Source organism: Sphingobium sp. DC-2 (genome assembly GCF_000722555.1).
In the GTDB taxonomy this organism is placed as follows: Bacteria; Pseudomonadota; Alphaproteobacteria; order Sphingomonadales; family Sphingomonadaceae; genus Sphingobium; species Sphingobium quisquiliarum.
The window spans coordinates 126,926-149,129 of the sequence record NZ_JNAC01000165.1 but is presented as its reverse complement, the minus strand read 5'-3'; the positions used below and the strand labels follow the sequence as shown (position 1 = coordinate 149,129).

Genomic DNA, 22,204 nt, shown 5'->3' with positions numbered 1-22,204 from the left:
CACGAGTCGCGGCGTTTTGAATCTATTTACAATAACTTGACGCGAAAGAGATTCAGACGGCGCAAGCGCTAAATTGATCCCGATCGGCCTCAGCAGCCATGGTTCGCCGCGATGAAATCGAGCAGCGCCTCGACGCGCGCCGGGCGCAATCTGGACGGCGGCGTCACCAGGTGGAGGCCAAGCGGCGGAGCCCGCCAGTCGACCAATATCTCCTCCAGATCGCCCGCCGCCATGGCGTCACCGATGATGAAATCGGGCAGCCGGGCGATCCCCACCCCCGCAAGCAAGGCGGGCAGCATCGCGTCCCCGCTGTTCACGGTCATCCGCGCGCGCACCTGCACCGCCACATTCTGCTCCCCCGGCCCCGAAAAGCGCCACACGTCCGGCGTGGTGACGTTCGAATAGCACAGACAGTCATGATCGCTGAGGTCCACGGGATGAACCGGACGGCCGCGCTCCTCCAGATAGGCCGGAGACGCGACCAGATGCACCCTGACATCCCCCAGCCGCCGCGCCCGCAGCGAACTGTCCGGCATGTCGGCAATGCGAATGGTGGCATCCAGGCCCATTTCGATCATGTCGATCAGGGCATCGGACAGGTGCAGAAAGACATTCACGCCCGGATGCTGCTTGGTGAATTGTGCGATCAGCGGCGCGACCCGCAACAGCCCGAACGTCATCGGCGCGCCCAGCCGCACCGTGCCGGACAATTCCTCCGTATCCTGCCGGGCCGCTTCCTCCGCCGCCTGCCCTTCGGCCAGGATGCGGGCGGCATGCTCCGCCAGCCGCTTGCCGCTTTCCGTCAACGCCAGGCGGCGGCTGGTGCGGCTGAACAGGCTGGTCTCCAGATGCTGTTCCAGCCGGGTCACCGCCTTCGACACTGTGGCTTTCGACACGCTGAGCGCCTTGGCTGCGTCGGTGAAGCTGCGATGCTCCACCACGGCGGCGAAGATGGCCCAGGCTTCCAGATCAGGGAGACGCATGAAGGAAACAATCCGTTTCGATGCTGCTTATTTCAGAAACGACCCTGATGCCTAAATTGGCGGAAAGCAAGCCGGAAGCTCCGGCAACGCATTGAAAGGCACAGAAGATGAGCAACATCGTGCAGACGCATGTAGAGCGCCGTCCGTTCAACTCCCTGGGCCATGCAAATCATGGCTGGCTGAACGCCCGGCATCATTTCTCCTTCGCGGACTATCATGATCCCGATCGCTTGGGCTGGGGCGCGATCCGCGTATGGAATGACGATGAGATCGCCGCCCAGTCCGGCTTCCCGCCGCACCCGCACCGCGACATGGAAATCATCACCTATGTCCGCACCGGCGCGATCACGCATCAGGACAGCCTGGGAAACAAGGGCCGCACGGAAGCAGGCGACGTTCAGGTGATGAGCGCCGGAACCGGCATTCGTCACGCCGAATATAATCTGGAAGACGAAACGACGACGCTGTTCCAGATCTGGGTCATCCCAACGGTCGCGGGCGGATCGCCAAGCTGGGGCGCCAAGCCCTTTCCCAAGGGCGACCGGTCGGGAAAGCTGGTCGTTCTGGCCAGCGGTCATGACGAGGACAAGGAAGCGCTGCGCATCCGCGCCGACGCCCGCCTGCTGGGCGGCACCGTCAAGGCGGGCGAAAGCGTGACCTATGAAAGCGCGGAGGGACGTCACATCTATCTGGTGCCCGCGACCGGCCGGATCGAAATTGACGGCCAGCTTTTCGAAGCGCGCGATGGCGCGGCGATCATCGGTGGCAAGCCCATTACGATCACGGCGCTGGAGGATGCGGAGATCGTCCTGGTCGACAGCCAATAAGGCCCGCTGCTCCCTGAGCGGGCCGGCCGCTCGCCTCTTCTCCCCCTCCCTCCTTGGGGCGAGCGGCCACCTTTTTCAGAAACCATCCTTGGATCAAGGCATTACAGTGAATGGAGATCGCGATATGACGAAGGTGCTGGTTCTCTACTACTCGTCCTATGGGCACATAGAGACAATGGCGAAGGCCGTTGCGGAAGGCGCTGCCTCGACCGGGGCGCAGGTCGACATCAAGCGCGTGCCTGAAACCGCGCCGCTGGACGTCGCGAAAAATGCCGGGTTCAAGCTGGATCAGGAAGCGCCGGTCGCGACAATCGCCGAACTTGCCGGCTATGACGCGATCATCATCGGCACCGGCACCCGTTTCGGCCGCATGTCCAGCCAGATGGCGGCGTTCCTCGATCAGGCAGGCGGCCTGTGGGCGCGCGGCGCCCTGAACGGCAAGGTGGGCGGCGCGTTCACCTCCACCGCCAGCCAACATGGCGGGCAGGAAACGACGCTATTCTCGATCATCACCAACCTTCTGCATTTCGGCATGGTGATCGTCGGCCTCGATTATGGCCACAGCGGCCAGACCGGCGTCGACAAGGTGCGTGGCGGCGCGCCCTATGGCGCGACCACCCTTGCGGACAGCGACGGCAGCCGCCAGCCCGACGAAGACGAACTGGAAGGCGCCCGCTACCAGGGACGCCGGATCGCGGAAACGGCGATCAAGCTGCACGGATAAGCATAGCTGCGCCACGTGAAGGACGCAGCCGTCGAGCCTTGGGTCGCAAGGCGTTGGCGAGGGGCTGGCACATCGCAAGGATGGCCGGCCCCTTTCCTGTTGTGACTAAAGGAAGATCCGGCGCGCGCCGGGAATGCGCAGCAAAAGCTGATAGACGCCGATAGGCAGCAGCAGCGCAAGCACCAGCACGCCGGGCTTTCCCAGCAGCGGCGCAAGATAATGGATCACCGCCACATGCAGATACATGATGACGAGTGATGCGCGCCCGACCGCCGCCAGCCATCCGGCAACCGGCGCAACCCTGACCGAGAAACGGAAAAGCAGCAGCGACGTCGCCACCGCCGACGCGATCGACAGCAATGGCGCGCCATAATCCCCCGCCTTCAGGTTCAGCGTCGGCAGCAGCCCCGACAGCCCGCCCAGCGACAGCGCGGCGAGCGGCCACCACATCCATGGCCGCCAGGCCACTTTCTGCCAGGCCGCGCCGATCCACAGCAGGATCAACGCCATCGGCACGCTCAGCATCCCCAGGACGGAAGCATCCATCCACCAGCCAAGCGCATAAGCCGCTGGCAACAGGACAAGCATCATCAAGGCCCAGCGCCGGTCCAGCGGATCGGGCCAGCGCTTCAGCAGCATGTTGAACAGGATGCGCCCGGTCATCAGGCAGGGCACGAACCAGAATATGGTATAAGGCCCGCGCAGCCATGACCCGCCCAGCAGCACCGGCAGCATATCTTGCGGCCAGTCGTCGAAGATCGGGCGATGGCCCTTCAACGGCTCGATGATCTGGTCGACGGCGATCAGCAGCAGCAGAAAGGCGGCATAGGGCCGCATCTGCGATTTGAGCTGGCGAAGCGCGAATGTGGCGGGCGGCTGCACGCGGGAAAGCAGGCCCGACAAGAGGAAGAACAGCGGCATGTGAAAGCTGTAGACCGCGTCCCGCACCGGCCCGCGCGTCCACACATGGCCGATGACGACGGCGATGATACCGGCGCCGCGCGCGACATCGATCCATTCCAGACGCCCGCCGCCCAGCGCCCGCTCCGGCGGCGCTGCGCTGGCGTCAGCCATGTGCCCCCTATTGTCCATGGGTGTGACGCCCTATAGGAAGCCGCTGGCGCGTCAATCACCCTTGCCTTGCGATCGGACCATCTTCCTTGACCCTGCTCCACGACCGAGTGCTGTTTATCGATGGCGAGGCCATCATTCTGGACAAGCCTGCGGGCCTGCCGGTCGATGCGCCGCGCGACGGGTCGCTGAGCCTGGAAAATCACCTCTCCTCCCTCACTTTCGGGTTCCAGCGCTGGCCCCTGCCCGTCCATCGGCTGGACCGGGACACCAGCGGCTGCCTCGCCCTCGCCCGCAATCCGAAGGCGCACAAGCGCTACGCCGCCGCGTTCGAGGCTGGCACGGTCGTCAAGCGCTATGTCGCGGTGGTGGAGGGTGTTCCCGATCAGGCCAGCGGCACGATCGACCTGCCGCTGAAAAAAGTCAGCAGCGCCGCGCAAGGCTGGCGCATGATCGCGGCGAAGGACGGCAAGGCGGCGCTGACCCAATGGCGCAAGCTGGCGGAAAAGGATGGACGCGCGCTCATACTGTTCACGCCGCAGACCGGGCGCACCCATCAAATCCGCGCCCACGCCCTGCACGGGTTGGGCTTCGGCATAGCGGGCGATCCCGTCTATGGCAGCGGCACAGGCCCGATGCTGCTCCACAGCCGTTTCCTGAGCATACCGCGCGGCGCGAAACCTTCAGCCGAGGCTACGCCCCCCCTGCCGCCCAGCTTCGCCGCCGCCGGATTTGGCCCGGAATATCTGGAAGAAGCGGAGCTTTAGCGCCCCTTGCCGCTCATTACCGTCACCCGGACGATCTCCATCGACACGGACGAGCTGTCCGAAAGCTTCGTCCGCTCCACCGGCGCGGGCGGCCAGCATGTCAACACGACCGACAGCGCGGTGCAGTTGCGCTTCGACGTCGCCAACAGCCCTTCGCTGCCCGAAGCGGTGAAGCACCGGCTGGCGCGCATCGCTGGCCGCCGCATGACCGCTGACGGCGTGCTGATCCTGCGGTCGGAAGGGTCCCGGTCGCAACTGATGAACCGGCAGGAGGTGCTGGCGCGCCTCATCGACCTCATCCGCGAGGCGACGATCGTGCCAAAGGCGCGTAAGGCGACCAAGCCCGGGAAGGCGGCAAAGGCCCGCCGGGTCGATGCCAAGAAAGCGCGCAGTTCCGTCAAACAGGGCCGGGGCAAGGTGAAATTCGATTAGGGCGATCATGCCTTAATCAGGCTCACCCAACCCGTTCGGGCCTGTCGAACCCTCCCTTCTTCCGGGAAGCTTCTTCCATCTTCTCCACGCTGGCGGCCGCCCCGCTCCATCCCTATATCCGCCGCATGTTCGATTTCGCTGCCCCGCAACATGCCGATAAGGCAGCCATATATGCCGACCTGCTCTCGGCCGCCGAAGCCATTACCCGCGGCGAGCCGGACCCGGTCGCCAACATGGCCAATGTGGCCGCGCTGATCTGGCAATTTCTGCCTGATCTCAATTGGGCGGGCTTCTACCGCATGGTTGAAGGAGGGCTGGTCCTCGGCCCCTTCCAGGGCAAGCCGGCCTGCATCCGCATCCCCTTGGGCCGGGGCGTCTGCGGCACGGCGGCGGCATCGGGCCAGACCCAACTGGTGGAGGATGTCCATGCCTTCCCCGGCCATATCGCCTGCGACGCCGCCAGCGCTTCGGAAATCGTCGTGCCGGTGATGCGCGATGGCGTAGTTCTGGCCGTCCTCGACCTGGACAGCCCCCGCCCCGCCCGCTTCGACGCCGCCGATCAGGCCGGGCTGGAAGCGCTGGTTGCCAGCATCGCCGCTCGCCTCGCCTGAACAGCGCTGACCCGTTTCGGGACAGGGTAGCCGCCACGGCCGCGTGGATCACAGCGGATCACCATGCTAAACAATCTCTTAACTGCGCGCGCTCCGACGCGCGTCCGATCGAACGGGGAGTTGAGCATGCGGAACTGGAGCATCTTGCTGGCGGGCGCGGCCATGACGCTGGGCCTTGGCGCTCCCGCGCTGGCGGGCGGCGGAGCTTCCACCGGCGCGTCGCGGCCGGTGATGGGCAAAGGTTTTTCGGGCAGGAGCTTCCATCATTGGGGGCCGCGCGTTCAGGGCCGCTGGCATGCCGGATGGCGCGCGCCGGGCGGCTGGGCGGGCTATCGCCGCCCGGTCATCGGCTATGTCCTGCCCTCCTACTGGATCAGCCCGTCCTATCGCGTCGGCAATTATGCCGCCTATGGATTGCCGGCGCCGGTGGCGGGCTATGGCTGGTCACGCTATTATGACGATGCCGTGATGATCGACCGGGATGGCCGCGTCAGGGATCATCGCAGCGGCGTCGCGTGGGACAGGGATGACCGGCGCGCCCCCTTCTATGGCACGGACTATGATGACGATGTCACCATGCCGGACGCGCCGCCTCCCCATGAATATGAAGGGCGGTGGACCGGCACCTGGCGCGATGAAAAGGGCCGCACCTACAGCGGCGAATATGAAGGCCGGTTCGAAGGAGAAGCGCGCAGCAACTATGGCGTCGATTATGACGCGCCGCCCTACGCCTATGCGCCGCCGGTGACGCATCATGGCGGGCCGGGCGAACCATCGGTCACGACCACCCACGCGCCGGGCTATTATGCCAACGGCTATTATTATCCGGGCGCGACCACCACGACCATCGTCGTTCAGCCTGCGATGACGACCACCCGCACTTATGTGACGACCTCCGCGCCGCGCGCCAAAGCGCCCCGGAAGATCCGCCGGACGTGCAACTGCAAATAGGCGCATCGGTTTAGCCTGTCGCAGGCGGAACGCTCCCGCAGCTTCCGTCCTGCCATCAGGCAGGAGAAACCGCATGATCCATCATGTTTCGGTCGGAACCAACGATGTGGAGCGGGCGCGCGCCTTCTATGACCCGCTGATGGCGCTGCTCGGCTATCGCAGCCTGCGCGATCATCCCCATTCGCTCGATTATGGCGTCACGGACGTCATGTTCAGCGTCGAAACCCCGGTCGACGGAGAGCGCGCCACGGCAGGCAACGGCACCCACGTCTGTTTCGAGGCGGCGGACCGCAACGCCGTGCAGGAATTCCATCGCCTTGCACTGGAACTCGGCGGCACCGACGAAGGCGCGCCCGGCGTCCGGCCGAATTACGACGCGCATTATTACGGCGCCTTCGTTCGCGATCCCGATGGCAACAAGGTCGAGGCGGTGACCTTCTCGGCCAAATAGGGCGTGGATTTTGATATCGTGCCTAAAGCCGGAAATGCCGCCGTTCGCCTGACGGGATCAGACCGAAGACCGGCGCCACACGAGCGCAGTTCCTTTCAGGGAAGCGAAGAGGCTTCCACATTCACACAGGGCGAGGAGGTCCAGCGCGGCGGCATGACCCTTCAAGCACCCGACACAGGCCTGAACCGCGCCCTCGCGAGCAACTCGTCCCGTTCAAATGCCTGCGCAGGAGCACATTGTCCCGCGATCTGCCGAAGCAGTTCTACTTTCTGAAAATGCCCGCCAGTTCGATCGGCAGCGGCGGTTCGTCGCGCGACACGACGCCGCGGATCGCCTGCGCCTGCTCCTGCGGATCGAAGCGCACCCATCCGCTGCGGCTCAGCTTTTCGAGCGGATGATAGCGGACCTTATATTGCATCCGCTGCGATCCTTCGACCCAATAGCCGAGATAGACGTAAGGCAGCCCCGCCTTCGCCGATCGCAATATATGGTCCATGATGATGTAATTGCCGAGGCCCTTGCGATGCTCCAGCTCCGTATCGAAGAAGCTGTAGATCATCGACAGTCCGTCGCCCTGCCGGTCGGTCAGGCAAGCGCCGACCAGCTTTCCGGGGCGGCCATTCTCGCCCGGTTCGCGATATTCCACGACATGGCTTTCGACCGGAGTCTGCTCGACCATGTCGGCAAAGTCCATCTCGTCCATCTCGGTCATGCCCCCGCCCGGATGGCGCGCGCGCAAGTAGCGCTGGAGCAGTTCGAACTGCTCCTCCGTCGACCATGGCTTGCAAGCGGTGACGATCAGGTCGCTGTTCCGCCGGATGAGCTTGCGCTGGGTCGCGTTGGGCTGAAACTCGTTCGCCACCACGCGCACCGAAACGCAGGCGGAACAATCCGCGCAGCTTGGGCGGTAGGCGACATTCTGGCTGCGGCGAAAGCCGATGCGGCCCAGCGCGTCGTTCAGTTCCGGCGCATTGTCGCCGCTCAGTTCGGTAAAGACCTTCCGCTCGCTGCGCCCCGGCAGATAAGGGCACGGGCTGGGATTCGTCACGAAGAAGCGCGGAAAGCGAAATGGAGCGGTCACGCCACTATCTCCGTCCCAACGCTGCGTGAAGCCTGATTCATAAGGCAACTATGCCGCCCGCCGCCGTCCGTGAAAAGATCATTTACCACGAAAAAGGATAGTGCCCGCCCTCACGCCGTCACGCCACCTCGATCGGCGCCACTTCATACCCCGCCTCGCGCAGCGCCGCGAGCAGCCGGTCCAGATGCGCACCGTCCCGCGTCTCGCACTCGACGTCCAGGCTCAGCCCCTTCGCCGGAAGGTTGGTGAAGATGCGTTGGTGCGACAATTCCAGGATGTTGACCGCTTCCTGATCGAAGATGCGCGCGACATGGAACAGCGCGCCCGGCCGGTCTTGCAGGATGATGCGCAGCCGCGCCAGCCGCCCGGACCGGGCAAGGTCGCGCAGCAGCACATTGGCAAGCAGCCGCGTATCGATATTCCCTCCCGTCAGCACCAGCCCGACATTGCGCCCCGCGAATAGTTCCCTGTGGGTCAGCAGCGCGGCAAGGCCCGCCGCCCCCGCGCCTTCCACCACCGTCTTTTCGATTTGCAGCAGCAGGCTGACCGCTTCTTCCAGACGGCGTTCATTGACCAGCAGCACGTCATCGGCAAAGCGTTCGACGATCCGCCGCGTAAGCTCGCCCGGCTGCTTGACCGCGATGCCTTCGGCCAGCGTGTCGCCGTCGCACGCCATGTCCTCGCCCTTGATGTGGCTGTACATGGACGGATAGAGATCCGCCTGCACCCCATAAACGCGGATGTCGGGCTTCATCGCCTTCGCCGCCGTCGCCATGCCGGAAAACAGGCCGCCTCCGCCGATCGGGATGACCAGCGTGTCGATTTCCGGCGCATCCTCCAGCATTTCCAGCGCGACGGTGCCCTGTCCGGCGATGATGTCGGGCTCGTCAAAGGGATGGACGAAGGTCAGGCCCTGCTCCTTCGCCAGTTGACGCGCATAGGCGCTGGCGTCGTCGAACTTCTCGCCATGCAGCACGACCGTCGCGCCATGCCCCTGGGTCTGCGTGACCTTCACCGTCGGCGTGGTCGTGGGCATGACGATGGTGACCGGCACGCCCAGGCGGCGGCCGTGATAGGCCAGGCCCTGCGCATGATTGCCCGCCGACGCCGCGATCACGCCCGTCCGCTTCGCATCCTCGCCCAGCTGGAGCAGCCGGTTGAGCGCGCCGCGTTCCTTGTAAGCCGCGGTGAACTGAAGATTTTCGAACTTCAGATACACCTTGCAGCCCAGCATGTCCGAAAGCGTCTGGCTGATGAGCGTGGGCGTGTGCACGATCGCGCCCGAAATCCGCACGCGCGCCGCCAATATGTCATCCACGCTGACGGGCAGCGGCAATGCGCCTTCGATCTTGCTCAAGGTATTCATGCGTCGCCCCCTAGCGGAAATTTACGGCGGAAGGAACTGGCACTCGCGGAAAACTGGCCCTATGGCGGCAAGGGCACGCGCTTAACTGTACGAGGCATATGGCTAACATCGCGTTTATAGGCCTGGGCGTCATGGGCGGCCCGATCGCCGGGCACCTGGCGCAGGCGGGACACAGCCTGACCGTCTACAACCGCTCCATCGGCAAGGCGAAGCGTTGGGCCGAAATCTATGGCGGTCAGGTCGCAGTCAGCCCGGCCAAGGCCGCCGAGGACGCCGAAATCGTCGTCAGCTGCGTCGGCAACGACGATGACCTGTCGCAAGTGACCATGGGCCGCGAGGGCGCGTTCCGCACCATGAAGCCCGGCGGCCTGTTCATCGATCACACCACGGTATCGGCGCGGATCGCGCGGCAGTTGTTCGTGGAAGGGGAAAGCCTTGGCCTCCACTGCGTCGACGCTCCCGTTTCGGGCGGACAGGCGGGCGCTGAAAATGGCAAGCTCTCCATCATGTGCGGCGGAACGGAACCCGCCGTGGAAGCGGCGAAGATCGTGATGCAGGCCTATGCCGCCCGCATCGTCCATGTCGGCGCGGCAGGGGCTGGCCAAACCACCAAGATGGTGAACCAGATCTGCATCGCGGGCGTTGTGCAGGGTCTGTCGGAGGCGCTGCGTTTCGCCCAGGCCGCGGAACTCGACCTCGACAAGGTGTTCGACGCCATATCCGGTGGCGCGGCGCAAAGCTGGCAAATGGACAACCGCTGGAAGACGATGGCACAGGACAGTTTCGATTTCGGCTTCGCCATCGACTGGATGAGGAAGGATCTGGGGCTGGCGCTGGAGGAAGCGCGCGCCAACGGCTCGACCCTGCCCGTCACCGCGCTGGTCGACCAATTCTACGCCGATGTGCAGGCCATGGGCGGCAACCGCCAGGATACGAGCGCTCTGGTCCGGCGGATCACCCGCGCATGAGGGCAAGGCTGCTGGCGGCGATCGCCGCGTTCGTCCTGCCCGCGCCCGTTCTGGCGTCCGGCGTCATCGACAATGTGAACGGCATCGCTCTCGACGCGACGGGCAAGGCCGTGCGCTTCGGCGCGATGCTGATCGATGATGAGGGCAAGGTCGAAAAGCTGCTGCCCGGCCGCTATCAGGAACCGCCGCGCAAGAAGAAGCTGAAAAAGGGTGAAACCTGGCCCAAGGGCCCTGACTTCAAGCTGGATGGCGGCGGCAGGACTCTGATCCCCGGCCTGATCGACGCCCATGGCCACGTCATGGGCCTTGGCCTCTCGTTCATCACGCTCGACCTGTCCGGCACGCGCTCGCTGTCGGAGGCGCAGGCGAAGATCCGCGCCTATGCGGCCGCCAACCCCGCGCGCAAATGGATCATCGGCACCGGCTGGAACCAGGAAGCCTGGGGCCTTGGCCGCTTCCCGACAGCGGCGGAACTGGACGCAGCGGTCAGTGACGTGCCGGTCTGGCTTGAACGGGTCGACGGTCATGCGGGCTGGGCGAACAGCCTCGCCATGCGCGCCGCCAATGTCACCGCCGCGACCAAGTCGCCTGCGGGCGGACGCATGGAGATGGCGGGCGGCAAGCCATCGGGCATATTCATCGACAAGGCGATGGACCTGATCCAGAAAGCCGCCCCGCCGCCCGCGCCCAAGGACCGCGACATCGCGCTGGAAAAGGCGCAGCAGGCGCTACTCGCGAACGGCGTCACCGGCATCGCCGACATGGGCACCAGCATCGAGGATTGGCAGGCCTTCCGCCGGGCGGCTGACCGTGGCGCGCTGCGCGTGCGTATCATCTCCTACGCGCTCGGCCTCGACAATATGGTGATGATCGCCGGGCCGGAACCGACGCCATGGCTCTATGACGATCATCTGCGCATGGGCGGCCTCAAGCTGGTGCTGGACGGCGCACTGGGATCGCGCGGCGCATGGCTGAAGGCGGACTATGCCGATGCGCCGGGCCAGCGCGGCCTTGAACTCATTCCCTCCACCCAGATGCGCAACATGATGAGCCGCGCGGCGATGGACAATTTCCAGATCGCCCTTCACGCCATTGGCGACGCCGCGAACAGCGAAGCGCTCGATGCGATCACCGAACTCGTCCAGACCTATAAGGGCGACCGGCGCTGGCGCATCGAACATGCGCAGATCGTCGATCCTGCCGACCTGCCGCGCTTCGGGCAAAATGGCATTGTCGCATCGATGCAGCCCGCCCATGAAGCGTCCGACTGGCGCATGGCCGCCGCGCGGCTTGGCGAAGCCCGGCTGAAAGGCGCCTATGCCTGGAAGGCGATGCTCGACAATCGCGTGCCGCTCGCCTTCGGGTCGGACGTGCCGGTGGAAACGCCCAATCCCTTCATCGGCATGGCGACAGCGATGAGCCGCGAGGATGGCGAGGGTCAGCCCGCAGGCGGCTGGATGCCGCAACAGCGCATCAGCTTCGAAGCGGCGCTCGACGGCTATACCCGGCAGGCGGCCTATGCCGGTTTCGCGGAAAAAAGGTTCGGCAGCCTGATACCGGGCCAGCGCGCCGACTTCGTCATCATCGACCGCGACATCTCGATCGCGCGCCCGTCCGACATCCGCTCCACGCAGGTTCTGGAAACATGGATCGGCGGCAAACGCGTCTATATGAAGGGCGTGAAGCCTTAGAAGCCGTCCGGTCTAGGCCCACCCATGCTCCTGCGCAGGCGGGAATCCGGTTCCGGCGTCCGCTTACAACACATCGCCCGAAGCGTTGAACGCATCCTCGATCGTCTCCGGCAGCGGCGGCAGTACCGGCTTGTCGCAGCCTTCCTCCTTCATATGCGCCCGCAGCGCATCCATCCGGCTGAGGTTCCAGCGCGCCAGCGGTATGCCCAGCGGCCGGAACTCGGCGCGGTCGAACAGCTCCACCACATATTTTTCGCAAAGCTGGTCCACCTGTTCCAGCGACAGCATGGCAAGGTTCATGACCATGGGCCGCCCCGGCACGCCGTCCCTGCCCCGCACCAGATCGGTCACGTACAGGCCGCCGCGCGGGTCCACCAGCACCACATCGGCCTGCGACGCGTCGATCATCCGGTGGCTCGCGGCATAGGGCGCGACGAAAAGGTGGGTGCGCCACACCAGGAAAGCGCTGCTGATCAGGGTGATCGCCACCCCCAGGAATACGGGCCGCATCGCCGCCGGGCGGAACCGCGCCCATCCCAGCCCCGCCAGCAGGCAGAAGGGACCGATGAACCCATGGGCATAGCGAAAGCCCCAGCCATAGCCCTGCGCCAGCGCCAGCGCGCATCCGGCAAAGCAGCCCAGCGCCAGCGGCAGCGCGATCTCCTGCCCCCTGACCGCGCGCCGCCACTGCATCGCGAACACGCCCAGCGTGGCGAGCGGCACCATCAATATATTGTTCCAGGCCGCAAACCGGCTGAGATTGACCAGCGGCTGCCAGCGGTCGCCCAGCCGTTCGAACAGGCTCCCCACCTTGTCCGCCACTCCCGCCGCCGGCCGGACATCCGACGGCGGCCCCAGCACCTGCACCAGAAATCCCGGCCACAGCTTGGCCCACACGATGACGATCGCCGCCAGCACGACGATGTGGAACGCCGCCGCCGTCCACCGCCGCGCCAGCAGCATCCACAGGATGAAGGGGGCGATGAAGATCGGCGGAAAATGCCATTGATGCAGCCCCGCCGCCACCAGCGCCACGGCCCCCGCGCCCGCATGCCCCAGCACGCCGCCGCGCAGGACCAGCGCCAGCCAGACCATGTTCAGCGCGAAATGACCCGTCATCGCATAGGGGGTCATGGCCGTGACCCACAGCTGCGCGGAAGACAGGCCAAGCAGCATCGTCACCCACACCGCGTCCGGCCGGTCCGGGAACAGGTGCAGCGCCACCCTCCACAAGGCGAACAGGCCAGCGATCAACAGCGCCGGACCCGCCAGGTTCGGATCGCCCAACTGCCAGAACAGCGCCTGGATCGCGCTGTTCACCGGCAGATAGGCCGCCGTCCAATAATCCGCAGCGCCGAAGGGAGAGAAGAATTCCGGCATGATCGCCCGGCGATAGGGCTCCCACTCCGCCGGAATGGGCCGCGCGAACAGCCCTTCGCGCATATAGGCGGCGGCAAAGCGAGCGACCTCCTCATCGCGTGAAATCGCGTAATTCTGGAACAGCCAATAATGCCCCGCCCAGGCGACGAGGCCGAACAGGACGATCAGCGGCACGATGATCCGCGCGCGCGGCGCTGGCAGGCGCCAGCCCATCCCTTCGGCGAAGGGCGCGGCCAGCGTCAGCAGCAGCAGGCCGCCCAGCAAGGCCGGAAAATCCTGATCCAGAAACAGGACCACCGCCAGGCTGATCCCCTGCCGGTAGGTGACATGCCACAGGAATGTCGCGCCCAGCCACAGCGTCAGTCCGATCGCGCCTGCCAGAAACAGGCGCCGCGCATCGACGAAGCGGGCCACCGTCCCCATCAGGCGGCCTGCGGCAGCAGCGCCTGATTGACGAAGATGCCGTCCATCTCGACCAGCAGCGGGAAATGCCCCTTGTTATTCGCGAAGAAAGCCGAGGGCAGGAACGACCGCTCCGCCAGCCAGTCGATCATCGCGCGGTAATTCGTGCCGCCTTCATAGATCGGCCGCACGCCAAGCTCCGTCTGCACCCCTGCCATCCGCGCCAGCAGATCGCCCGCGCCGCCGCAGACGGACAGGTCATGCCCCTGCGTATCCATCTTGAGGAACGGCCGGTCAAAGCCATGCGCCGCCTGAAGTTCGGGCAGCAGGCTGTCGATCCGGCGGCACTGCATTTCCACCGTCCGGCTCACGCGATTGCGATCGGCGAAGATCGCGTCCTGCCCCTCGGATGGCTTTTCCAGCGAGCTGAACTGGTCGGCCGCCATGATGTTGAAGCTCGCCGCCCCGTCAAAATCCGACAGCGCCATGTTGAAGACATGCCACTTCGCATCCCCCGACGCGCGGCGGGACAATATGGCGAAGATGTCGGGATTGGGTTCAAAGGACAGGATCGTGCCCTTGAACCCGGCATCCTTGCGCAGCATCGCCGCATATTGGCCGCGATTGGCGCCCACATCGATCACGCAATCGACATCGAAGGCCGACAGGAACCGGCGCAGCGCCTGAATTTCGGGATATTGGTGAATGCGCCCGGCAAAGGCGAGACGCAGCGCCAGCGCACGGTCGGTCAGCTCGCGACGGTAACGGCTCATGCCTTCGACGCCGCCACGGAGCGGTAGATGCCGATCGTCGTCAAGGCCATGTCCTTCCAGCTGCCCATCGTCTCGCCATAGGCGCGCGCGCCCGCGCCCGCCGCCTGCCTGATGGCGGGGCTTTCGATGAGCCGCAAGAGGGCTTGCGCAAGGGCAGGCGCATTTCCCGCAGGCGCGCGCACCGCCGCGCTCGCAGGCAGCGCCGCGAACATGCCCGCATCGGACGTGACCATCGCCTTGCCATGATGCAGCGCCGACAGGAAAGCGCCGCTGGAATCAATGTGGCGATAGGGAAAGACGATCATGTCCGCCTTGGCCATATGCGCATCCAGCCGCGCTTCGGTCAGGAAGCCGAAATCCGTCACCAGCCGATCGCCGAACCCGGCCTCCCGCACGGCATCGGCCAGTGGCGCAACATCCATGAACGGCTTGCCCGCCAGCACCAGTTCGAAACCCACGCCCGACCGCCACAGCGACAGGCACGCCTCGATCAGCACATCGACGCCCTTGTAAGGCCGGATCGTCCCGAAAAACAGGAGACGCGGCACGGAGGGATCGCTGATGGCGGCCAACTCCTCCACGCCCGCTTTGGCAAGGCGCATGGGCGGATGCGGCGTCACATGGATGCGCTCGCGCCGCACTCCCTGTGCCTCCAGCGCTCGCCGGGTCGTGTCCCCATGCACGACCAGCGCATCGAACAGGTCGAGCAACCCGCGATAGCCCCGCCCCTGCACGCCCGCATCGCTATGATAGGCCTGCGCATTATGCACCGTATGGACAAGCGCCGTCCGCCCCTGCAACCGGCGCAGCAATATCCGGTCGGCAGGGGCAAGCGGCAGCCACTGGAAATGCACCACATCCGCCCGCTCCAGCGCATCCAGCTTCCCGAACGCGGCCGCTGCCCCATATTCCGCCGCCTTGACCAGCCGGAACGCCCGCCCTTCGCCAATCCTCCCGCGCAACGCCTCGCTATGCCGGAAAAATCGAGGCGCATAGGCATAACCCTCCGGAACGATCGCGTCGGTTGCCCGCATCGGCCGGGCGAACAGCGTCACCTCCTGCCCCGCCGCCGCCAGTTCCGCGCACAGGCTGTCGTCATAGCGCCCGGTAAACAGCGAGGGATCGACCATCGCGACCTTCATCACCGGCCCTTCATCAAGCGCCGCAGCGACAGGCCATGCAGCATCGCCGCCAGCAGCAGCGCCGCCGTATAGAAGCACAGGAAAGCGATATCGAACCGGTCCCGCAGCAACAGCGCGAGCGGCACGCTGAGGAGCGATCCCGCGAGGAAAGGCAGCGACCGCCCAAGCAGATGGCTGAACCGCCCCAACGCCGCCTGAACATAGACAGACACGCAAATGACCGTCAGCGCGATCAGCGCCACATCGACCAGCAGCAACTCGACGGCGGAGATGGCCGCCCGTCCGTCGAACAGCTTCGCGAAAATCCACTGCCCCGCGACCGCCAGCGCCGCCGACGCGCCCAGCGCAAACACGAACCCCACGCCCAGCGCCCGCGTCAAAAGCTGCCTCAGCCGCGCACGGTCATCCGCATGAAAAGCGCGCGTGATGCGCGGCAGCGCCGCTTCCACCGCCGCCCGGACGAACATCGACAGCGCCCGCGACATCTTGAAGAAAAAATCGAACAGCAGCATCGGCCGCGCGTCCTGCGTCGCCGCCGCGATCGTGAAATAGGGCGCGTTATAGGCCACTATTTCCGAAATGGTGAACATCGCCGACGCGCCGATATCGCGCAGATAATGGGCGCGCACATGCCCGCCGCCCACGCGAAACGCCATCCAGTGGCGCAGCGTCATGCCCAGCCGCGCATGCACCAGCATGATCGCCCATCCGATCACGCACAGGCTGACCCCCAGTTGCAGCGCCACCGACACGCGCGGGTCAAGGCCTTGCAGGATGAACAGCAGCAGCGTGATCGTCACCACCCGCCGCATGCAATCGAGCGCTTCCCACAGGAAATTCCCGTCCACCGCCGCCAGCGCCCGCTTCGCCAGCAACGCCGGAAGGTTGACGCAGGCGGACAGGAAGAAAAGGATGAACAGCATCGGCATCGTCGTGCCGATCCCGCCCGAAACCAGCGCGATGATCAATATGGCGAGCCCGCCCGCGATCAGCAGGCCCAGAAACAGGAACAGGACACCCATTTCCTCCAGCCGGAACTGCCCTGACCCGTCATCCTGAACGCCCAGCCAGTGCCGCCGCAGCCGGGCGTAGATGATGCTGGTCAAGCCGAACTCCGCCGAAATGGTGAAGTTGCCGAACGCGACCAGCAGCAGGAAGGCCTGAAACTCCCGCAGCGGCAAAGCGCGCACGAACACATAGGTGACGGCAAAGCCCCAGATCAGCGTCAAGCCGACATTGACCAGCTTGATAAGGGCAAGCATCCGGGCCGACCCTTCCCACCGGGCCGCCGCCGTGCCGGAAGGCTGGTTCACGGCTATGCGGTTCCGCCCGGCTTGCGGGCGCGAAACAGCCGGTCGTCCAGCGCGAAGAGGTGCCGCACGTCCGCGTCGATGCCGCTCGCGTCGATCTCCTCCAGGTCAAATCCGGCCGCGCGGATGCGGTCCGCGAAATCGGGGCCATATTGGCGCACATGGTCCCACTGGCCGAACCGCCGCTCCCGTTCGCGCGGGGGGATGTCGAAGCTGCCATCCTCGGTCGGCTTGTCCCACAGGGGCACGATCAGCCAGGCTTCCCCGCCCGGCTTCAACGCCCGCCAGATATTGCGCAGCACATGATGATCGTCCGGCACATGCTCCATCACATGGCTGGCGTAGAACAGGTCGTAGCGATCCGCCTCCGCCAGCGCCATCAGGTCCACCTGCCGCATCCCCGGAACGCTGTAGCGGCCGGGGTCCAGATCGGCGGGCACATAGTCGGACGCAGCGGAAAAGCGGCGGACCAGGCTTCCCTCGTTCGGCGCCATGTGCAGGATCGCGCCCTCCACCGGCACCCGCAGCACATTGGTTGCAATCAGATGGTTCATCAGCCGTTCGCGCGGCGACGCGCCGCAATCGGGGCAGCCCCATTCGGCATTGCCGCCATAGCGGAAGAAGCCCACCACGGCCTTCCCACACGCCGGGCAGGCCCGATTGGCGCGCGCGCCCATGGCCTTGCGGGCCGCCAGCATGGCGCGGGTCAGATGCTTGCCGGCGGCCTTCGCCACCCGCTGAAAAGTAATCACGCCTCGGCTCCGATGCACAAACAGGGACGGCCTATACAATATGCCGCCGCTTTGGCGAGGGGGGATCAGCGCGACTTGGCCGGATTCCAGACGGTGACCGTCCGCCCGCTCATGGCTTTGACCACGCCCTGCAATGTCGCCGCATAGGCGATCAATATATCCACGATCGCCGCCAGAGGACCGCCCTTCGCCCGCCAGCCCAGGATCAGCAAAACCACCGCCAGCAACACGCCCCCCAATGCCAGCCAGGGCGATATCCGCATGGCGAGCAGCAGCGCCGCGACAGCCCCGGCCATAAGGAACAGCCCGCCAAACCAGCGGACGATCTTGCGGGAAGCATATTTGAACCGGTCGACCGCCGCCATCCGCCTCAACTGCGGCCGCAGATAGGCATGGGTATGCCATGCGCGCGCGGCGATGCGCACCTTGCGCCGATATTCGTCGCCCCGGCCCGTCACCAGCCGCTCGCGCGCGATCACGTCCCTCGCCTTCACCAGACGCTTGCCCGCAAAGACCACTGCCATCGACACGGTAAGGTCATCCAGCACGCTGTCAGGGAACTGCGGATAAAGCGCCCGCCGGATGGAAAAGATCGACCCGTCCGCCCCCAGGACATTGCCGGTGCGCGACTCCTCGTCCTTCAACCGCTCCTCGATCCGCCAGTAGAGCGAGCCCACTGACGCCGTCGCGCTTTCCCCCTCGCCCACATAATGAAGCGATCCCAGCACCCCGCCCACATCCGGGTCCCCATAGCGCGCCAGCAGGTTGCCGACAGCCTCCGGGTCCAGCATCACATTGGCGTCGGTGAAGATCAGCACATCCCCGCGCGCAATCGCCGCGAGCCGCTTCATCCCATGCGCCTTGCCGCTGCGCCCCGGCCCGCGCACCAGCGTCACCAGATCGCCCCGCGCCTCGATCAGCGCGGCGGTGTCGTCCGACGATCCATCGTCAAAGGCCAATATCTCCAGTTCCGGGTGGCGCTCTTTCAGCATCGCCAGATTGGCCAGTTTCTCCGGCATCGCCGCCGCCTCATTATAGGCGCAGAACAGCAGCGAAGCCGAAGGAGGCGCACCCCCTCCCGGCGCTTCGGGACGGCTGGGCAACAGGCGCAGGATCAGCGGGTAGAAGAGGAACGGCCACAACAGGCCGGCCACGCACAACAGCAGGATCGCGCCAAGCAAAAGGTCCGGCGCTTCCATCAATAGGCCTTGTGATGGACCAGCACGCCGATGGTCGCGACGATGATGCGCAGATCGCGCCAGATCGACCATTGCGTCACATATTCAAGGTCGGATTGCAGCCGGTCGATCAGGTCCTGATGATGGTCCGTCGATCCGCGATGCCCACGCACCTGCGCCAGCCCCGTCATGCCGGGCTTGATGCAATGGCGTTCCCAATAGCGCTGGTCGACTTCCCAATAAAGGCTGTCGCCCGCCTTCGCCGCCGCCGCATGGGGGCGCGGCCCGACAATGCTCATGTCGCCCCGCAACACATTGAAAAGCTGCGGCAGTTCATCGATGCTGGTCCGCCGCAGGAAGCGCCCGACAGGAGTCACCCGGTCATCGTCGCGCGTTGTCAGCCGGTCGGCCGTGCGGTCGCTCGCTTCGGTCCGCATCGACCGGAATTTGTAGATGTTGAACGGCCGGGCATCACGCCCGATGCGCGGCTGGCGGAACAATATGGGGCCAGGGCTGGTCAGCTTCACCGCGAGAGCGGCAAGAATCAGCACCGGCGACAGGGCGATGGTCGCCGCCGTCGCCAGCACGATGTCGAAGATGCGCTTGATGATGCGGTCGCGGAACTGGAACGGCCCGCCCGCGACGATGATGGTCGGCTGTCCGTCAAACTCGTCCACCCGCGCCGGGGCGAAGCGCAGCAGTTCGGGCACCACGATCTCGCCTCGCGCCGACAGCGACTTGAGCGCCACCGACCATTCGCCCATTCGCTCCATGGGGCAGGCGACGATCACCCGCTCCGCCATGCCGACGGCAGCGGCCAGACGCGCGGCCATGGCGGCGTCATGCCGTTCAGGGTGCAGATTGGCGGCATCCGCGTCGATCACCTCCATCTGCGGGCGCGTCTCGATCTCCACCCCATCCATGATGACGGCGGTCAGATGCGGCACTTCACCCAGCAACCGCGCGCCCAGACGGCTGATCGCGATCCGCACCAGCGCCACGCTGACCGCCGACAGCGCCAGTCCCGCAATGAAGGTAAGGCGCGACAACTGCTCGGCGATCTTGCCGAGATAGACGATCAGCAGCATCAGCAGCGCCGCCTGCGCCAGCGCCAGCAGCCCCCGGAAAATGCCGCGCCTGATATTGGCCAGCATGTGGATGCCATAGGCCCCGCCCTGCACCGCCAGCAGGATGTAAAGCGGCGCGACCATGGCGAACATGACCAGCCCATGCGGCTTTCCCGGCTCGCCCATGAACGCGCCCAGCACCAGCCTGTTGGCAAGCAGGAAGGACAGGAACAGCCCCGCCAGATCCCCAAGGAGACACAGCAGGTAAAGGCGCGCCCGCACGATTTCCTTGGAAACTGTCACCTGCGTCCCTGAAAGCCCATTGCCGAACGCTCCGTGGCACCGGGGCGCGCGGCTTGCAAGTGCCGGGTGGCTATATCCCGAACAGCCGCCCCAGCGCCTTGTCCAGCATCAGCAACTGCCACAGCAGCCGCCCATGGTCGGAAACGCCCGACTTGTGATCCGCCGCTACCTTCGCCAGCATCTTCGTGTCGAACCAGCCGGTCTTCGCCAGCGCCGACCCGCCCGCGATCGCGCTCGCTTCGCCTGCCAGCCCGCCCCGGAACCAGCTGCTGATCGGCGTCACGAACCCCATTTTCGGGCGGTATAATATGTCCTGCGGCAGATAGGGTTCCATCGCCTTCTTCATGATATATTTGCCGCTATTCCCCCGGATGCGCTGGGCGACCGGCAACCGCGCGGCGAATTCCACCAGCCTGTGGTCGAGCAGCGGCTCGCGCGCCTCCAGGCTGACGGCCATGCTCATCCGGTCCGTCTTGGTCAGAATGTCGCCGGGCAGCCATATGCGGATATCGGCATATTGGGCGCGGTCCAGCGCGTCGCGCGCGGGCGCTTCCGCCATGGCGCGGACATAGCGGTCCTCCGCCCGGTGCCCGCCCAGCCGCGACCGCATCTCCTGGCTGAACAGCCGCTGGCGCAGCGCATGAGGCGTGATTCCGACCGAAGCGGCATAGGCTTCCCCGCCCTCTCCCGCCAGTTCCAGAAAGGTCGACTTGGCCCGCAAGGCGCGCGGCGCCCAGTCCGCCTTGGGATACCAGCGCCCCAGCGCGCCGAACAGAGGCTGGCGCACCGATGGCGGGATCAACGCCCTCACCCGCTCCCCCTGCATCTGGAAGCGGTGACGGCGGTATCCGGCAAAGGCTTCGTCCGCGCCATCGCCCGACAGGGCGACCGTCACCTTCTCCCGCGCAAGCTCGCACACCCGGAATGTCGGCAGCGCGGATGCGTCGGCAAAAGGCTCGTCGAAATGAAAGGCCAGCCTGTCGATCAGCCCATAATCGTCCGGCGACACGATGCGCACGCTATGATCGGTGGCAAAGCGCCGCGCGATCCGGTCGGCATAGGCGGTCTCGTCCAGCGACGCGACATCGAAGCCGATGGTGCAGGTCTTCACCGCCTGCGCCGACGCCTCCGCCATCAGGGCGACGACGCTGCTGCTGTCGACCCCGCCCGACAGGAAAGCGCCCAGCGGCACGTCCGCCACCATGCGCGATCGCACCGCCTGCCGCATCAGCGCGACAAGCTCCTCCTCCAGCGCTTCGGGCTTCGCCCTGCTCCGTTCGGCAAAGCTGACGTCCCAATAACGCTGCGGCAGTGGCAAGGGACGGCCGCGCACCAGCCGCAGCGTCTGCCCGGCCCCGAGCTTGCGCACCCCGGCGACCAGGCAGGCATCGTCGGGCACATAGCCATAGGCCATATAATCCTCGACCGCCGACAGGTCGGGCGACCGGCGCAGCAGCGGATGGACGAGCAGGCTCTTGAGTTCCGATCCGAAGATCAGGCTGCCGTCCGACAGCAGCGCATAATGAAGCGGCTTCACCCCCAGCCGGTCGCGCACCAGCCACAGCGCCTGCGCCCGCGCGTCGAACAGGGCGAAGGCGAACATGCCGTTGAACCGCTCGACACAGGCCTCGCCCCATTGGCGATAGCCGTGCAATATGACTTCGGTATCGCTGTCCGTGCGGAAGACGTGCCCCTTCGCCTCCAGTTCCGCGCGGACTTCGGTGAAATTGTATATCTCGCCATTGAAGGTGACGGCCAGACTCTCATCCTCCGTCAGCATCGGCTGCGCGCCGCCGCCAAGGTCGATGATGGACAGCCTGACATGCCCCAGCCCGACGCCGGGCGCTGTCCAGATGCCGCTGCCGTCCGGCCCGCGATGCGGCATCGCGTCCAGCATCGCGCGCACCCGCGCCGGATCGACCGGCTTGGCCGTTTCAAGGTGAAAGATGCCCGCTATCCCGCACATGCGAAACG

At 65.7% G+C, this 22,204-nt stretch carries 21 protein-coding genes; 9 read left to right on the top strand and 12 right to left on the bottom strand.

Going from position 1 to position 22,204, the window contains the following annotated elements; translation table 11 throughout:
• Window positions 1-89: 89 nt before the first annotated feature.
• Entirely contained in the window at window positions 90-983 is an 894-nt protein-coding gene (locus ET21_RS0124710; RefSeq protein ID WP_030541762.1) for a LysR family transcriptional regulator, read from the bottom strand.
• Between the two features lie 107 nt (window positions 984-1,090).
• Between ET21_RS0124710 and ET21_RS0124705 the strand changes: the two genes are divergently transcribed.
• Together ET21_RS0124705 and wrbA are read left to right on the top strand one after the other, a co-directional pair.
• Complete coding sequence (locus ET21_RS0124705) at window positions 1,091-1,810, top strand: pirin family protein (RefSeq protein WP_030541761.1); 720 nt, start codon at window positions 1,091-1,093, stop codon at window positions 1,808-1,810.
• Window positions 1,811-1,934: 124 nt separating this feature from the next.
• On the top strand, window positions 1,935-2,534 hold the full coding sequence (gene wrbA, locus ET21_RS0124700; protein WP_030541760.1) for an NAD(P)H:quinone oxidoreductase: 600 nt from the start codon (window positions 1,935-1,937) through the stop codon (window positions 2,532-2,534).
• Window positions 2,535-2,639: 105 nt separating this feature from the next.
• Here wrbA and ET21_RS0124695 read toward each other — a convergent pair whose 3' ends face one another.
• The gene (locus ET21_RS0124695; protein ID WP_223308062.1) at window positions 2,640-3,608 is read right to left on the bottom strand and encodes an acyltransferase family protein; all 969 of its coding nucleotides are present in this window, start codon (window positions 3,606-3,608) and stop codon (window positions 2,640-2,642) included.
• Window positions 3,609-3,694: 86 nt separating this feature from the next.
• Between ET21_RS0124695 and ET21_RS0124690 the strand changes: the two genes are divergently transcribed.
• From ET21_RS0124690 to ET21_RS0124670, 5 genes are all read left to right on the top strand, one after another.
• Window positions 3,695-4,372 (top strand): RluA family pseudouridine synthase, encoded by a 678-nt coding sequence (locus tag ET21_RS0124690; protein WP_030541758.1) that lies wholly within the window; start codon window positions 3,695-3,697, stop codon window positions 4,370-4,372.
• A 6-nt stretch (window positions 4,373-4,378) separates the two neighbouring features.
• Complete coding sequence (gene arfB, locus ET21_RS0124685) at window positions 4,379-4,804, top strand: alternative ribosome rescue aminoacyl-tRNA hydrolase ArfB (protein ID WP_030541757.1); 426 nt, start codon at window positions 4,379-4,381, stop codon at window positions 4,802-4,804.
• Window positions 4,805-4,929: 125 nt separating this feature from the next.
• Window positions 4,930-5,415 (top strand): GAF domain-containing protein, encoded by a 486-nt coding sequence (locus ET21_RS0124680; protein ID WP_030541756.1) that lies wholly within the window; start codon window positions 4,930-4,932, stop codon window positions 5,413-5,415.
• A 126-nt stretch (window positions 5,416-5,541) separates the two neighbouring features.
• Window positions 5,542-6,366, top strand: coding sequence for an RcnB family protein (locus ET21_RS0124675; RefSeq protein WP_030541755.1), 825 nt, complete (start codon window positions 5,542-5,544; stop codon window positions 6,364-6,366).
• Between the two features lie 73 nt (window positions 6,367-6,439).
• Window positions 6,440-6,817 (top strand): VOC family protein, encoded by a 378-nt coding sequence (locus tag ET21_RS0124670; RefSeq protein WP_030541754.1) that lies wholly within the window; start codon window positions 6,440-6,442, stop codon window positions 6,815-6,817.
• A gap of 262 nt (window positions 6,818-7,079) precedes the next feature.
• Here ET21_RS0124670 and ET21_RS0124665 read toward each other — a convergent pair whose 3' ends face one another.
• Window positions 7,080-7,898 carry an arginyltransferase gene (locus tag ET21_RS0124665; protein WP_030541753.1) on the bottom strand — a complete coding sequence of 273 codons (819 nt, stop codon included), beginning with the start codon at window positions 7,896-7,898 and terminating at the stop codon, window positions 7,080-7,082.
• Between the two features lie 118 nt (window positions 7,899-8,016).
• Window positions 8,017-9,264, bottom strand: a complete 1,248-nt coding sequence (locus ET21_RS0124660; protein WP_030541752.1) for a threonine ammonia-lyase — start codon at window positions 9,262-9,264, stop codon at window positions 8,017-8,019.
• Between the two features lie 98 nt (window positions 9,265-9,362).
• Here ET21_RS0124660 and ET21_RS0124655 point away from each other — a divergent pair, with 98 nt between their 5' ends.
• Both ET21_RS0124655 and ET21_RS0124650 read left to right on the top strand, forming a co-directional pair.
• Window positions 9,363-10,232 (top strand): NAD(P)-dependent oxidoreductase, encoded by an 870-nt coding sequence (locus ET21_RS0124655; RefSeq protein ID WP_021237288.1) that lies wholly within the window; start codon window positions 9,363-9,365, stop codon window positions 10,230-10,232.
• On the top strand, window positions 10,229-11,923 hold the full coding sequence (locus ET21_RS0124650) for an amidohydrolase (RefSeq protein WP_030541751.1): 1,695 nt from the start codon (window positions 10,229-10,231) through the stop codon (window positions 11,921-11,923). The genes ET21_RS0124655 and ET21_RS0124650 overlap by 4 nt, the downstream gene beginning before the upstream one ends.
• Window positions 11,924-11,986: 63 nt before the next feature.
• On the opposite strand, the gene ET21_RS0124645 is transcribed toward ET21_RS0124650, so the two are convergent.
• From ET21_RS0124645 to ET21_RS0124610, 8 genes are all read right to left on the bottom strand, one after another.
• Window positions 11,987-13,726 (bottom strand): hypothetical protein, encoded by a 1,740-nt coding sequence (locus ET21_RS0124645; RefSeq protein ID WP_030541750.1) that lies wholly within the window; start codon window positions 13,724-13,726, stop codon window positions 11,987-11,989.
• Window positions 13,726-14,478: an FkbM family methyltransferase gene (locus ET21_RS0124640; RefSeq protein ID WP_030541749.1), complete on the bottom strand. Its 753-nt coding sequence runs from the start codon at window positions 14,476-14,478 to the stop codon at window positions 13,726-13,728. The genes ET21_RS0124645 and ET21_RS0124640 overlap by 1 nt, the downstream gene beginning before the upstream one ends.
• Window positions 14,475-15,620 (bottom strand): glycosyltransferase family 4 protein, encoded by a 1,146-nt coding sequence (locus ET21_RS0124635; protein WP_030541748.1) that lies wholly within the window; start codon window positions 15,618-15,620, stop codon window positions 14,475-14,477. Before ET21_RS0124635 ends, ET21_RS0124640 begins: the two co-directional genes overlap by 4 nt.
• On the bottom strand, window positions 15,620-16,882 hold the full coding sequence (locus ET21_RS0124630) for a hypothetical protein (protein ID WP_037471856.1): 1,263 nt from the start codon (window positions 16,880-16,882) through the stop codon (window positions 15,620-15,622). Before ET21_RS0124630 ends, ET21_RS0124635 begins: the two co-directional genes overlap by 1 nt.
• A gap of 53 nt (window positions 16,883-16,935) precedes the next feature.
• On the bottom strand, window positions 16,936-17,682 hold the full coding sequence (locus tag ET21_RS0124625) for a methyltransferase domain-containing protein (RefSeq protein ID WP_030541746.1): 747 nt from the start codon (window positions 17,680-17,682) through the stop codon (window positions 16,936-16,938).
• A gap of 65 nt (window positions 17,683-17,747) precedes the next feature.
• A complete protein-coding gene (locus ET21_RS0124620) occupies window positions 17,748-18,881 on the bottom strand; it encodes a glycosyltransferase family 2 protein (RefSeq protein WP_030541745.1) in 1,134 nt (377 codons plus the stop codon).
• Window positions 18,881-20,230 (bottom strand): exopolysaccharide biosynthesis polyprenyl glycosylphosphotransferase, encoded by a 1,350-nt coding sequence (locus ET21_RS0124615; RefSeq protein WP_030541744.1) that lies wholly within the window; start codon window positions 20,228-20,230, stop codon window positions 18,881-18,883. The genes ET21_RS0124620 and ET21_RS0124615 overlap by 1 nt, the downstream gene beginning before the upstream one ends.
• 70 nt (window positions 20,231-20,300) lie before the next feature.
• Window positions 20,301-22,196 (bottom strand): XrtA/PEP-CTERM system amidotransferase, encoded by a 1,896-nt coding sequence (locus ET21_RS0124610; protein WP_030541743.1) that lies wholly within the window; start codon window positions 22,194-22,196, stop codon window positions 20,301-20,303.
• Window positions 22,197-22,204: the final 8 nt, after the last annotated feature.